We start from the raw sequence: 13389 nt of genomic DNA on the forward strand, positions 1-13389 counted from the left end.
ACCCCACATACCCAGATCCAATCATCGCAATACGCATTCTGACCCTCCGCCGAAGAAGCGGGGCTGGATGCGCCCCACCTCTCCAAAATCTCTCGCCCGAGCTTCGCCATAAAGCTTGGCTGGCCCGGATGGTTCCATGCCGGTGTGGTGAAGAAGATCGAGCCGGCTATCGACCCGAGCCTGGAGCCCGAAGAGTTCCTCGCCGCGCGAGGGCCCGATCACGATTTGTTGTAAGTGAAATCGAATTCGGGCCTCGGCCTATCACCTCGCTATGGGAAGGACCGCTGTGGTGTGCGCATCCAGTGCGCATGCTTGTCGCAGCGGTGCGACCGACGGTTGCAGCCACCGTATTGAACGATCCGAAGGGGGAGCTAGTTAGATCGTAGTGCGCAATCCGCTGGATTGCACCCAGTCACTGCGAGGCGTTTTTCCCGCATGCCGTCATGTCTGATTATCGTTGAGAATTTGCCTGTCCCCCTCGATCGACGTGTATGGCAGGAGGCGCGCGCTCTGAAGGCGGCAGGCTGGGACGTAACGATCATCTGCCCGCGCACCGAGTGGCATCCCGAGACCGAAATGGTTCTCGATGACATCCAGATCTATCGGCACAGCATGCCGATCGAGGCCCGTGGCGCATCAGGATACTTGCTAGAATATGGCGCCGCGCTGTTCCACGAACTCCGCCTAACCCTGAAGGCTTGGCGGCGGCATGGATTCGACGTCATTCACATCTGCAATCCACCGGATCTTCTCTTTCTCGTTGCCGCTCCCTTCAGGCTCCTTGGTAAGCGCGTGATCTTCGACCATCACGATATCTGCCCGGAACTCTATGTATCGAAATACGGGCGCAAGGACTTTCTCCACCGAGTGCTCGGATGGGTAGAGCGCCTCACGTTCCAATCGGCGAACGTGGTGATCTCGGCAAACGAGACCTTTCGTTCGCTCGCGATCTCCCGGGGCGGCAAGCGTCCCGAGGACGTATTCACCGTCTACAGCATTCCGGATACCTCTCGCTTCTATCGCATCTCGGAAGCACGGGACCAGGAAACGGATCTGGTGCTGGGTTATGTCGGAATCCTGGGTAAGCAGGATGGAGTGGATCACCTGATCCGGGCCGTCGCCGATCTCAGGGACCGGCACGCCTTGTCGCAATTCAAATGTCGCATCGTCGGTGACGGCCCGGAAATGCCGTTCCTGCACTCGCTTGCGAGCGAGTTGTCGGTGGACGACATCGTCGAGTTCACGGGGTTCATGACGGGCGAAGATCTGCTGAGAGCGATTTCAGCCTTCGACATCGGCATCATTCCCGATCCATACGACGAGTACAACGACAAGATCAGCATGAACAAGGTCTTCGAATATGCGACCCTCGGGATCCCGATGGTCTCCTATCGCTTGACCGAGACCATGCGTCTGATGGGCGAGGCCGGCACCTACGCGTCCGAGAACACCGTCGAGGCTCTGGCGGACGCGATCCATCATCTCGCCGTCGACCCATCCTTGCGCGAGGAACGCGGCGCGGCCGCTCTCGCTCACGCGAGACGGCGCTTCCACTGGACGGGCGAGGTGGAAAAGCTCATTGCCGCCTATGATCATGCTCTCGGCATCGCGAGGGAGACGCAAAGGGCCGACGCGGATCTCCCGATCGGGGACAGCAGGACGGTCGTCTCGAATTCCCGAGAGTGACCGAATCGGCCGATTTATTCTGCGACCGATCCTGCCTCACCGCAGGCTGGGCGGTGCCTTGCTGAATTTGGTTCAGGTCTTCAGGCGGTAGCCGGTCCGGAAGATCCATCCGATGATCGAGAGGCAGGCCGCGAGAAACACGATCGTCATTCCGAGGCTGACGCCGACGCTCACGTCGGCGAATCCATAGAAGCTCCAGCGAAATCCGCTGATCAGGTAGACCACGGGATTGAACAGCGACACCTTTTGCCAGAAGGGCGGCAGCATCTCGATGGAATAGAAGCTGCCGCCGAGAAAGGTGAGGGGCGTCACGACGAGGAGCGGCACGAGTTGCAGCTTTTCGAAACCGTCGGCCCAGATCCCGATGATGAACCCGAAGAGGCTGAACGTCACGGCCGTGAGCACGAGGAACAGAAGCATCCAGAACGGGTGCTCGATCGTGAGAGGCACGAACAGGCTTGCGGTAGCGAGTATGATCAGTCCGAGCAGGATAGCCTTCGATGCCGCTGCGCCGACATAGCCGAGCACGATCTCCAGCGCAGAGACGGGCGCCGACAGCACTTCGTAGATGGTGCCCGTGAATCTCGGGAAGTAGATCCCGAAAGAGGCGTTCGCAATGCTCTGCGTGAGAAGCGACAGCATGATCAGGCCCGGGACGATGAACGCGCCGTAGCTCACGCCGCCGACCTCGTCCATGCGTGAGCCGATCGCCGCCCCGAACACGACGAAATACAACGAGGTTGAGATCACGGGGGAAACGATGCTCTGCAGGAGCGTGCGAAACGCTCGCGCCATCTCGAAAAGATAGATGGCCCGGACTGCACGGAAATTCATGCTCGCCCCCTCACCAGGTTCACGAAAATCTCTTCGAGGGAGCTCTGGTCCGTGTGCAGATCCTTGAACCTGATTCCCGCATTGGCAAGATCTTTGAACAGAGCCGTGATGCCCGTCCGTTCTGCTTGCGTGTCATAGGTGTAGATCACCTCGGTTCCGCCTGCGGAGAGGTCCAGCCGGTAGGGGGCCAGGGCTTCCGGGATGGCATCGAGCTTCGCCAGCAGATGGAGGGTCAAGCGCTTCTTGCCGAGCTTGCGCATGAGCTCGGCCTTCTCTTCGACGAGGATGATTTCACCCTTGTTGATCACACCGATCCGGTCGGCCATCTCTTCGGCTTCCTCGATGTAATGTGTCGTCAGGATGATCGTGACGCCGGAATCCCGGAGGGCTCTGACGACCTGCCACATGTCCCTCCTGAGCTCGACATCGACGCCGGCCGTCGGCTCGTCGAGGAACAGGATCTGCGGCTCGTGCGATAGCGCCTTCGCGATCAGCACGCGGCGCTTCATGCCGCCGGACAGCGTCATGATCTTGCTGTCCCTCTTGTCCCAGAGTGACAGATCCTTGAGTACCTTCTCGATATGATCCTCGTTCGCGCGCTTGCCGAACAGCCCTCGGCTGAAGCGCACCGTTGCGAGAACCGTCTCGAAGGCGTCGGCCGTCAATTCCTGCGGGACGAGTCCGATCTTCGAGCGTGCAGCACGGTAATCCTTGACGATATCGTGACCGTCGACTTGGACGCTCCCCTTGCTCGCCTTCACGAGGCCGCAGATGATGCTGATCAGCGTCGTCTTTCCGGCCCCGTTCGGGCCAAGGAGCGCAAAGATCTCGCCCCTGCGGATCTCCAGATCGATAGTCCGGAGAGCCTCGAAGCCGGAGGCATAGGCTTTCGACAGTCGCGAGATGGAGATGACGGGTGGCATGGAGCAAGCAACCACAGTGCATGTGTCCTGGATGCGGCGTATCGCGAGCCCGATAGCACGTCTCGAGCATGCGGTCCTCATCGGCTTCAGGACGGTCGTCATGAACGATTGCGGGTTCGAATCGTCTCGCTCGGATCGCGTATCCTTTTCGGGAACTCCGCTCGCCGCATCAATTCCGGGTCGGTGTCCCCTGACCGGTTGAAGCGCGGTCGAGGGTTCAGGGCTGTTTCCCGCCGGCCGGCAGGCTCGATGAGGTCACGGGATCGCTCTGATGAGCAGGTCCCGACGAGTTCTATCTGTCGATCCATGCGACGAGAGTGCTCGACGTTAACGATTTATTAACCATTCTGTCACGCACTGAAACAGTATTGGGATGGCTGACGATACGATTCGTACACGAGTCTTTGGGGGCTGATATGCAGCGGATCATCGGTCCGGCGCGCGGGTTCCTCGCGCAGACCGGAGGGAAGCTGGCCGGTTTAATCCTCCAGCTTTCAGGTTGGGCCGGCCCGACTCGCTCGGGGCGGCGGATCAATTCTTTCGTGATTCCGGCCAATTTTTCATCCGGCAACTCGGTTCTTTCGCTCAGTCTTGCCATCATCGCGATCCTCGCGTGCTCCGTAGCGGCAATGGGTGGATATCTGGCATCGATCTCGGCCAGTTCGCACGAGGATGCTCCTGCGCCCGTCACGGTGATGCTGGCCACGACACAACCAGTGCCCGAGCCCTCCCGGGTTGAACCGGCAGCCAAGGAGAGAGTCGCCATCGGAGAGGCGCATGGCACCACTCCGGAGGGGAGCGAGGCGCTGGCTTCGATTCGAGGCACGCCGTCGATGCTGCTGCAGGCACCCATGGACTGGGCATCGAGCGCTCCGGAAACCCCGGTAAATCCGCCGGACAGTCTTGCAGCGGCGTCGGTTGAGGATTCCTATGAGGGAATCTGGGCACCCGAGCGCCGGGCCTGTTCGCCCCGTCTCAATCGCAAGCGGCTTCTCCCGGCTGTAATCAACAGCGACGGGGCCTGGGCCGGAGACACGTCCTGCTCTTTCACGAGCAACAAGCGGACAGGCAATACATGGTCGTTCGCAGCCATGTGCTCGAATTCGCGCACGAACTGGAAGACGACAGTCAATCTTACGGTTACCGGCAACCGCCTGACGTGGAAGAGCGCACGGGGAATACAGATATATGTGCGCTGCGAGGAGAACCTTCAGCAGGCGGACGGGATGCCGCCGCGGGTTTGATCTCGCGAGAGTCCTGGTCGGGTAACAGTCCGGGTCTCTATCCGCTTGGCGACAGGATCGTGCACGGCAGTGCCGTGTCGTCGGTCACTCACCGTCATCTCTGCGCGATCGTCAGGAAGCGAATGCGGTCGCGCCCGCTCCGCGATCGACGCAGACGGATGACCGCTTACGCTCGAGCGTTCCTGGAAGTGTTGTAGAGAAGACTCACTCGCCGACCATCCGCATGTCGTGCACCGATTTTGATTTGCGACGCGAGTGCTCCTGCGTAGCTTCTGCTCGGGGCAAATAACGGGGCAATCATGAAAACCGGCGAACGGGAAGGTTTGTCGTCCGACACCGAGCTACTTCGTGCAATACAGGATGGGCTCGTGGCGACATACCGCGATGTGTTGCGACAACCCATTCCCGATAGCGTCAGGATTCTGCTCGCACGTCTCGACATGAACTGTTCCGAATTGTCCTTGCGGCTTTCGACGGATCGCGACGGTGGAACGCCCGTCGACGATTCTGCGCGCATCTGATCGAGCGCGCACTCGGCGCAGGGGCGGCGCGATCAGACAGACGGCGCTTCCGGTTGCGAACCTCTCTGGCCAGGATGGAAGAAGCGGGCTCCATGCATCCCGATACTCCGCATCGTCTTGGCGATCCCGTCGCGGCGGGGGCACTGGAGCCAACCGGTCGCGTTGACGCAGGCTGGTTGTCTCTCTAGCTCAGAGGCGGGAGACACGAATGGGCACCGAGGTTCACACGGAAAGGACGGAGAGCGGGCGGGCATTTGCCGCGGCCGCCCTGACCGGTGCAGCGCTTCTCCTGCTGGTCGCTGTCGGCGGGTTCCTGTGGGCCCACCAGGGAAGCGCGGTCTTCACCGACCTCGTCACCTCTGCGCTGGCCTGGTGCTTCTAGAGCGGTCTCGTCTCGGGTCGATGCCGCTCCTAGCTCGTCGTTGAGCATGATCCTGTTGGAAAACCAGTCTCTCCTTTTCCGGATCGTGCTCCAGGTCCGGAGTGTTCGATGGCCTTGTCGCAACGCGCACGGCAGCTAGCCGTACCCCTGGCTGCTCTCGTTTTCTCCGTCGCAGTGACTGCGGTAGCCCTCGTTCTCGTGCTGGCGCCGCCAAAGAACTCGGGCGCACCGGCCGTCGGAGGTCCGTTCTCGCTCGTGAGCCAGGAGGGGAAGCCCGTCACCGAGCGGGATTTCGCCGGGCGACCGTATCTCGTCTTTTTCGGCTTCACGCATTGCCCGGATGTCTGCCCGACGACCTTGTTCCAGATGTCGGAGATGCTCGGGAAAATGGGGGAGAAGGGACGCGACCTGCGAGCCCTGTTCATCACCGTCGACCCGGAGCGTGATACGCCCGAGGTCCTGAAGGACTATCTCTCTTCGTTCGATGACCGCATCATCGGTCTCACCGGAGACCAGGCCTCCGTCGAGGCGGCGATCCGCAGCTTCCGCGGTTTCGCCCGCAAGGTTCCCGGTCAGGACGGCGATTACACCATGGAGCACACCTCCTTCGTCTACCTCATGGGGGCGGACGGCAGCTTCCTCGGCACGGTGAACATGACCCGTCCGCCCGAGGAAACCGCCAAGGACGTGCTCGCGAAGCTCTGACGGCTCCCGATAAGGGACCCCGATCGCCTTGCCTCGCCGCCTTGACCCTCCGGTGCCGTCAGGCATAGCACCGCGCATGATCGTACGCTCGTTGCGTCTCTCCATCGTGCCCGTGAAGCTGGCAGCGCTGCTCCTTGGAGCCCTTGTGGCGCTGCCGCTTCTTGCCTCCCTTTCATGGGCCCAAGGGGTCATGATCCCAAATTTCTGGGATCCGAAGGCGCGGTTCGAGCGCCCGGATCTGACCGGGCTGCGGCCGATCCGCTTCCTCGTCGACGACGAGTTCCCACCTCTGCATTTCACGGGCTTCGATGGTATTCCGACCGGTTTTTCCGTGGAACTCGCCCGTGCCGCATGTGAGCGTCTCGCGATTACCTGTACGGTCCAGGTGAGACGCTTCGATACGCTCCTGGATTCTCTCGCCGAGCGGGGCGGCGACGTCGTCGCTGCCGCGATCCCGACCACCGCCAGCCTGCGCCAGCGCTTCACGATCACGAACCCCTATTTCAAGATTCCGGCCCGTTTCGTGGTCCGGAAAGACAAAGGCTTCTCCGAACCGCGCGGGCAAGCGCTGACGGGACGGAGCGTGGCCGTGGTGCGCGAAACAGCCCACGAAGCCTTCCTGAAGCTGCTCGCTCCTGGCGCCGAGCTCCGGAGTTTCGCCGATCTCGGCGCCGCCGAGGCGGCTCTGCGCGCCGGCGAGGTCGATTACCTCTTTGGTGATGGGCTTTCCCTTGCGCTCTGGCTCGGCGGGCCGGCCGGGAGCACCTGCTGCGCCTTCATCGGAGGCCCTTTTCTCGAGAACCGATTCTTCGGGGAGGGGATCGGCTTCATCGTCCGGCGGGATGACGTCATCCTGCGCCGGGCGCTCGACCATGCCCTGCAGCGGCTCTGGGACGAAGGAAAATACGCCGAGCTCTATCTCCGCTTCTTCCCGGTAAGTCCGTTCTGAAGGAGCGGGCTCCCGCTCCAGTCCTGCAGTAGCTCGAGGGTCCTGTCCGCGAGTCATGCCATGCGATAGGGAACCACGCGCAGGGTGCCGCACGTGGATGCTGCGCCGCAAGCGCAGGGTTGACCGTCCGGGCCCACCTTCCTACAGCCTGTGCTCCCCTTTCGACCAGCGATCATCATGCCCACAGGACCCTTCGATCCGGCTCTCGTCGAGGCCGCCCAGACTGCCACCGCCTGGCCCTTCGAGGAGGCGCGCAAACTGATCGAACGGCTGAAAAGGACGGGCAAGAAGGAAATTGTCTTCGAGACGGGCTACGGACCGTCCGGCCTTCCCCATATCGGCACGTTCGGGGAGGTCGCGCGCACGAGCATGGTGCGCCATGCCTTCAGGATTCTCACGAACGACGCGGTTCCGACCCGTCTCGTCGCCTTCTCGGACGATCTCGACGGTCTCAGGAAGGTCCCCGAGAACATCCCGAACAAGGAACTCGTCGCCGGCGCGCTCAACAAGCCGCTCACGGAGGTTCCGGATCCGTTCGGCACGCATGAGAGCTTCGGGCATCACAACAACGCCCGGCTGCGCGCCTTCCTGGATGCCTTCGGGTTCGATTACGAATTCCTGTCCGCAACCGAGTGCTACAGGGCGGGCCACTTCGACCGCACGCTCCTCACGGTCCTGGAGCGCTACGATGCCGTGATGGCGATCATGCTGCCCTCGCTACGGTCCGAGCGGCAGCAGACCTATTCCCCCTTCCTTCCGATCCATCCCCGCACCGGGCACGTGATGCAGGTGCCGATCGAGGAGCGCAAGCTCGATGGGGGCACGATCGTCTGGCGCGATCCCGAGAGTAGGGAGCTTTTCGAAACACCGGTCACCGGCGGGCACGCCAAGCTGCAGTGGAAGCCGGATTGGGCCATGCGCTGGGTGGCGCTTGGCGTCGACTACGAGATGGCCGGCAAGGACCTCATCGATTCTGTGAAGCTTTCGGGCGAGATCGCCCGTGCCCTCGGGGGCATGCCCCCGGAGGGGTTCAACTACGAGCTCTTCCTCGACGAGCACGGCTCCAAGATCTCCAAGTCGAAAGGAAACGGACTCACGATCGAGGAGTGGCTCGACTACGGAACCCAGGAAAGCCTCGCGCTTTTCATGTTCTCGAAGCCGCGCGAGGCGAAGCGCCTGTACTTCGACGTGATCCCACGGCAGGTCGACGACTATCTGACGTTTCTGGAGAAATTCCCGGGCCAGGATGTCAAGGCGCGCCTCGCAAACCCTGTTTGGCACATCCATGCCGGTGCGCCGCCTGCGCCCGAACTCATCTCCTCGGGCAGCGGTGGTCAGCCGGGCACCTCGATCTCGTATTCGATGCTGCTCAACCTCGCGGCCGTCGCAAATTCGGAAGATCCCGCGGTGCTCTGGGGATTCTTCCGGCGCTATGCGCCGGGTGTGTCGCCCGAAACCCATCCGCGCCTGGACCAGCTCGTGCACCGCGCGATCCGCTACTATCAGGATTTCGTAAAGCCGCAGAAATCCTATCGGCTTCCGGACGAGGTGGAGGCTACCTCCCTCAAGCGTCTCTCGGATGCGCTTGCGGTCTTTGAAACCGGGCAACGCGAGGCAACGCCCGAGGCGATCCAGGAGGAGATCTATAATGTCGGGCGCACCGAGTCCCGATATCAGGACCTCAAGGCGAAGGGCGCGACGCCGGAACGCCCGGGCGTCTCGATCGAATGGTTCAACACGATCTATCAGGTCCTCCTGGGAGAGCCGCGCGGGCCGCGCTTCGGGTCCTTCATCGCGCTTTATGGCGTGCCCGAGACTCGGCGCCTGATCGAGCAGGCCCTCGCGGGCGATCTCGTGCGCGAGCATGAGGCGTTCCGCGCCGAGCGCCTCGCAGGAGGCCGACGGGCATGATGCTGATCTACAAGATCTGCTCCCGCGCGTTGTGGGACGACGCGGAGGCGGCTGGCGTCTTCACCGGCGCGCCTGTCGATCACAGCGACGGGTTCATCCATTTCTCCACGGCGAAGCAGGTCGGGGAGACGGCCCGGCGTCACTTCGCGGGAGAACGGGACCTCGTCCTTGTTGCGGTGGCCTGCGAGGATCTCGGCGACGCCCTGCGCTTCGAGCCCTCGCGCGGCGGCGATCTTTTCCCGCATCTCTATGGCTCCTTGCCGCTTTCCGCCGTGCGATCGGTCCGTGAACTGCCGCTCGGGCCGGGCGGGGAGCATGTCTTTCCCAGGCTCCCGGCGTGATCGGCCGGCTTTTTCCGTTCGCCAAGCCCGTGCTGAACGGGTTGGACCCTGAGACTGCCCATGCTCTGACGATCCGCGGCTTGTCGTTTCTGCCGGCGCTGTCCCCGCCGCCCGACGATCCGCGTCTTCATATGGATGTGCTCGGCCGGCGGTTTCCCAACCCGGTCGGCTTGGCCGCCGGCTACGACAAGCAGTGCGAAGTTCCGGATCAGTTGTTCGCTCTGGGATTCGGGTTCGTGGAACTCGGAGGGGTGGTCCCCGAGCCGCAGCCGGGCAATCTGCGGCCACGGGTGTTCCGCCTGCTGCGCGACGAGGCCGTGATCAACCGCATGGGCCTCAACAGCGATGGCCTTTCAGTCGTCCGGCAGCGACTGGAACGGCGCCGGGGGCGCACCGGGATCGTCGGCGTGAACATCGGCGCCAACAAGGACTCGACGGACCGAATCAGGGATTATGTGATGTGTATCGAGGCTCTTTGCGGCCTCGTGGATTTCCTGACCGTCAACGTCTCGTCGCCGAATACACCGGGACTCCGGGATCTCCAGGGCGAGGCGTTTCTGGATGAAATCCTGGCGCGCGCCGTCGAAGCGCGCGCCCGGCGTGAAGCCTCTGCGGGCAGGACTGCGCTTCTCCTGAAGATCTCCCCCGATCTCGCCCTCGATGCGCTCGATGGGATCGTCGCGACGGTCCTGCGTCGCGGCCTCGATGGCCTGATCGTGTCGAACACGACGGTGACCCGTCCCGTGACTCTGCGGGAGCATGATCTCGCGACGGAGGCCGGGGGGCTTTCCGGACACCCTCTGTTCCGGCTCTCGACGAGGATCCTGGCCGAAACCGCGCTGCGCGTTGAAGGCCGCGTGCCGATCATCGGAGTCGGCGGCATCGACTCCGCGGAGGCAGCCTGGACCAAGATCCTGGCCGGGGCGAGCCTCGTGCAGCTCTATACCGCCCTTGTCTATCGGGGACCGGACCTGATTTCCACGATCAAGGAAGGTCTTGTCCGACAGATCGAGCGGGAGCACCTTCCGGGCCTTGCTGCGGCGGTTGGCCGTGACGCGATGATCATCGCGCGCGAGTTCGCCTGACCTCGAACCGGAGCGTCGCTCAGGCCTGCTGCGCGACAGGATCTCGCGGGAACTCGGCGTGCATGGCACGGAAAGTCCGGCGCGTCAGTCGCTGATAAAGGAAGGCCTGACCCAGCCCCCGTGCGCTCAGGAAAACCAGAAAGGCGATCCACAGGCCGGTATTATTCAGGGACGCGCCGAAGTAGAGCACGGCCGCATAGAGTCCGAAGGCGATGAGCATGAGGTCCCGCGTCGCGCGGGTCCAGGTAGCTCCGATATAGATGCCGTCGAATGCGAAGGCTGCGGCTCCGAGGATCGGAGTCAGCGCGGCGTAGACGAGGAAATCCCGAGCCGCTTTGCGCACCTCGGGGCTCGTGGTGACGAAATCGATGAAGTGTTCGCCCCCGGCGAGGAACAGAGCCGATACGACAAGGCCTGATGCCAGGCTCCAGAGCAGGCTCAGACGGACGGCCTTGCGGAAGCCGCGCTCGTCGCGGGCGCCGACCGCCTGGCCGCAGAGAGTCTCCGCGGCGGTCGCGAAGCCATCGAGACAATAGCCGCCGATCAGGAACAGGTTGTAGAGCACGGCATTTGCCGCGAGAGTGACATCCCCCGCTCTGGCCCCGGCGGAACTGAACAGGACGAAGGCGAGCACGAGCGCGATCGTGCGGATCATGATATCCCGATTGACGGCGAGCATGCGCAGCAACGCCGTTCGATCCACCACCTCGGCAATAGGCATGGCAAACGGATTCGAGCCGAGTCGGCGCAGGATGATGATTCCCAGGATGACGCCGACCATCTCGGCGATGGTAGTCCCGATTGCTGCACCGGCGACTCCGAGTTGCGCGAACACCACCAGCGCGATCGTCAGGACCACGTTGGTGAGATTGATGCTCACCTGGAGCACGAGGCCCAGATCGGTCCGGCCGCGCCCGAGTGTCGACCCGAGGATCGCATAATTCGCCAGCGTGAAGGGCGCGGACCAGATCCGGATGTAGAAATAGAGTGCGAGCGGTTCCTGGACCGCGGCGCTCGCGCCGCTGATGGCGAAGGCCACGCTGCCGATCGGAACCTGCAGCACCAGCAGCACGAAGCCAATGGCGGCGCCGACACACAAGGCGCGCACCAATGTGCGATCGATCTCCGCCCGATCTCCTGCACCGGTTGCCTGCGCGGTGAGACCTGCGGTCGCCATCCTGAGGGAACCAAAGCTCCAGAACAGGAAATCGAAGATGACGGCGCCGAGGGCTACCGCACCGAGCAGATGTGCTTCGCCGAGGCGACCGATCACTGTCGCGTCCACGAGCCCGAGCAGGGGCGTCGTGACGTGCGACAGCATCATCGGGACCGCAAGGGTCAGGATCCGGCGGTTGTTCACCTCGAGCATCGATCTGGACTCTATACGGCCGGCGGGCCGGGGCCCTCACGCTGAGACGGGGGTGACGCGGAGAAAAGCGAACGGTGCCGGCGTGCCTCTCACCTGCGCCCGAAGAGACGTGACAGGAGCCAGAGCGGGACGACGACGACGGCCCCGTAGAGGATCCAGCGCAGGACGTCCCGGACACTCTCGAAGCTGATGTCCAGGATGGAGCGGAGCCAATTGAAGAGCCCCTCGAACAGTGCAAAGGGCGTCAGGTCGAGATACGCCATGAAGGCGCCGACGAGGAGTGACAGGAACAGGAGCTTGACGAGGACCGAGCCGGGCGAGCCGCCCATAAAACGGTTCAGGTTCGACATGCTCCTCCTCCACCCCGTGCCTCGATGGCGTGATATGGGGGTCTTTGCAGGCTGCCGCCATGAAGGCAACCCTCGGGAAGTGCATGGCTCTTCTCAGCCTGCGGAAGAGCCGAAGAGGATTGGAAGTCTTGAACCTGAACCCCGCCCTGTTCGATCCGGCTGCCATTGACGAGGAGATCGCCGCGCAGAACGCCGAGATCGTCGCCAAGCTTTCGGCCCTGCCGGACCAGTGGTCCGTGCCGCCCGCCGTCATTCGCGAGCGGCGGCGCCAGGGACTCGGACCATTCCCACCGATGCCCAAGAGTGCACGAGCCGAGATCTTGACGATCCCGGGTCCGGCTGCGCCGCTGGACCTGCGCATCATCGCGCCGGAGGAGCCGCGGGGTGTCTATCTCCACATTCACGGCGGCGGATGGACCTTCGGCACCTCGGAGGAGCAGGATCCCTGGCTCGATCGGATCGCGAGCAATGGCTTCGTGTGCATCTCCGTCGAATACAGGCTCGCTCCGGAACATCCCTATCCTGCGGCGCCGGACGATTGCGAGGCGGCCGCTCTCTGGCTCCTGCGGGAAGGAAAGAAGCGGTTCGGGACGACATTGTTCACGATCGGCGGCGAATCCGCCGGAGCGCACCTCTCCGTCGTGACCTTGCTGCGGCTCCGGGATCGTCACGGCATTCGGCCCTTCGCGGGCGCCAACCTGTTTGCAGGATGTTACGACCTCTCGCTGACGCCGAGCGCAGCGCGCTGGGGCACCGAGAAGCTCATCCTGAACACCCGCGATATCCAGACTTTCGCGGACAATTTCCTGAGTCCCGACGTGGATCGCAGAAATCCCGACGTGTCGCCGCTCCATGCAGATCTTGAAGGAATGCCGCCGGCCTCGTTCAGTGTCGGAACGCGGGATCCGCTCGTGGACGACACGCTTTTCATGCAGGCGCGCTGGATTGCGGCCGGGAATGCGGCCGAACTCGCTCTCTGGCCCGGCGGATGTCACGTGTTTCCGCGCTTCGAGAGTGCTCTTACGGAGCGTGCGCTCGCCCGAATTGACGCATTCATGAGCGGTTTGGTCTGAAGGCGATGAGCAAATA

At 63.0% G+C, this 13389-nt stretch carries 14 protein-coding genes; 10 read left to right on the forward strand and 4 right to left on the reverse strand.

What is annotated here, in order from left to right; all coding sequences use genetic code 11:
* Positions 1 to 435: 435 nt before the first annotated feature.
* A complete protein-coding gene (locus BN1233_RS20995; protein WP_063776662.1) occupies positions 436 to 1686 on the forward strand; it encodes a glycosyltransferase family 4 protein in 1251 nt (416 codons plus the stop codon).
* Between the two features lie 72 nt (positions 1687 to 1758).
* Here BN1233_RS20995 and BN1233_RS21000 read toward each other — a convergent pair whose 3' ends face one another.
* Together BN1233_RS21000 and BN1233_RS21005 are read right to left on the reverse strand one after the other, a co-directional pair.
* Positions 1759 to 2520: an ABC transporter permease gene (locus BN1233_RS21000; RefSeq protein WP_046865578.1), complete on the reverse strand. Its 762-nt coding sequence runs from the start codon at positions 2518 to 2520 to the stop codon at positions 1759 to 1761.
* On the reverse strand, positions 2517 to 3443 hold the full coding sequence (locus BN1233_RS21005) for an ABC transporter ATP-binding protein (protein WP_046865579.1): 927 nt from the start codon (positions 3441 to 3443) through the stop codon (positions 2517 to 2519). Before BN1233_RS21005 ends, BN1233_RS21000 begins: the two co-directional genes overlap by 4 nt.
* 416 nt (positions 3444 to 3859) lie before the next feature.
* Between BN1233_RS21005 and BN1233_RS43130 the strand changes: the two genes are divergently transcribed.
* From BN1233_RS43130 to BN1233_RS21045, 8 genes are all read left to right on the forward strand, one after another.
* The gene (locus BN1233_RS43130; protein ID WP_048708594.1) at positions 3860 to 4687 is read left to right on the forward strand and encodes a hypothetical protein; all 828 of its coding nucleotides are present in this window, start codon (positions 3860 to 3862) and stop codon (positions 4685 to 4687) included.
* A gap of 368 nt (positions 4688 to 5055) precedes the next feature.
* Positions 5056 to 5208 (forward strand): hypothetical protein, encoded by a 153-nt coding sequence (locus tag BN1233_RS21020; RefSeq protein WP_154678282.1) that lies wholly within the window; start codon positions 5056 to 5058, stop codon positions 5206 to 5208.
* A 208-nt stretch (positions 5209 to 5416) separates the two neighbouring features.
* Positions 5417 to 5590, forward strand: coding sequence for a hypothetical protein (locus tag BN1233_RS48490; protein WP_187144335.1), 174 nt, complete (start codon positions 5417 to 5419; stop codon positions 5588 to 5590).
* 108 nt (positions 5591 to 5698) lie between these two features.
* Positions 5699 to 6295, forward strand: coding sequence for an SCO family protein (locus tag BN1233_RS21025; protein ID WP_046865582.1), 597 nt, complete (start codon positions 5699 to 5701; stop codon positions 6293 to 6295).
* Between the two features lie 76 nt (positions 6296 to 6371).
* Positions 6372 to 7244, forward strand: a complete 873-nt coding sequence (locus BN1233_RS21030; protein WP_046865583.1) for a transporter substrate-binding domain-containing protein — start codon at positions 6372 to 6374, stop codon at positions 7242 to 7244.
* A gap of 177 nt (positions 7245 to 7421) precedes the next feature.
* Positions 7422 to 9155 (forward strand): lysine--tRNA ligase, encoded by a 1734-nt coding sequence (locus BN1233_RS21035; protein ID WP_046865821.1) that lies wholly within the window; start codon positions 7422 to 7424, stop codon positions 9153 to 9155.
* Positions 9152 to 9496 carry a DUF952 domain-containing protein gene (locus BN1233_RS21040; protein WP_046865584.1) on the forward strand — a complete coding sequence of 115 codons (345 nt, stop codon included), beginning with the start codon at positions 9152 to 9154 and terminating at the stop codon, positions 9494 to 9496. The genes BN1233_RS21035 and BN1233_RS21040 overlap by 4 nt, the downstream gene beginning before the upstream one ends.
* Positions 9493 to 10581, forward strand: coding sequence for a quinone-dependent dihydroorotate dehydrogenase (locus tag BN1233_RS21045; RefSeq protein WP_046865585.1), 1089 nt, complete (start codon positions 9493 to 9495; stop codon positions 10579 to 10581). Before BN1233_RS21040 ends, BN1233_RS21045 begins: the two co-directional genes overlap by 4 nt.
* Before the next feature lie 19 nt (positions 10582 to 10600).
* Here BN1233_RS21045 and BN1233_RS21050 read toward each other — a convergent pair whose 3' ends face one another.
* Complete coding sequence (locus tag BN1233_RS21050) at positions 10601 to 11950, reverse strand: MATE family efflux transporter (protein WP_046865586.1); 1350 nt, start codon at positions 11948 to 11950, stop codon at positions 10601 to 10603.
* An 89-nt stretch (positions 11951 to 12039) separates the two neighbouring features.
* On the reverse strand, positions 12040 to 12300 hold the full coding sequence (locus BN1233_RS21055; protein ID WP_052763868.1) for a DUF6460 domain-containing protein: 261 nt from the start codon (positions 12298 to 12300) through the stop codon (positions 12040 to 12042).
* Between the two features lie 83 nt (positions 12301 to 12383).
* On the opposite strand from BN1233_RS21055, the gene BN1233_RS21060 reads away from it, so the two are divergent.
* Positions 12384 to 13373, forward strand: a complete 990-nt coding sequence (locus BN1233_RS21060; protein ID WP_046865822.1) for an alpha/beta hydrolase — start codon at positions 12384 to 12386, stop codon at positions 13371 to 13373.
* The last annotated feature ends 16 nt before the right edge of the window (positions 13374 to 13389 follow it).

The organism is Microvirga massiliensis, from assembly GCF_001006805.1.
Classification (GTDB): domain Bacteria; phylum Pseudomonadota; class Alphaproteobacteria; order Rhizobiales; family Beijerinckiaceae; genus Microvirga; species Microvirga massiliensis.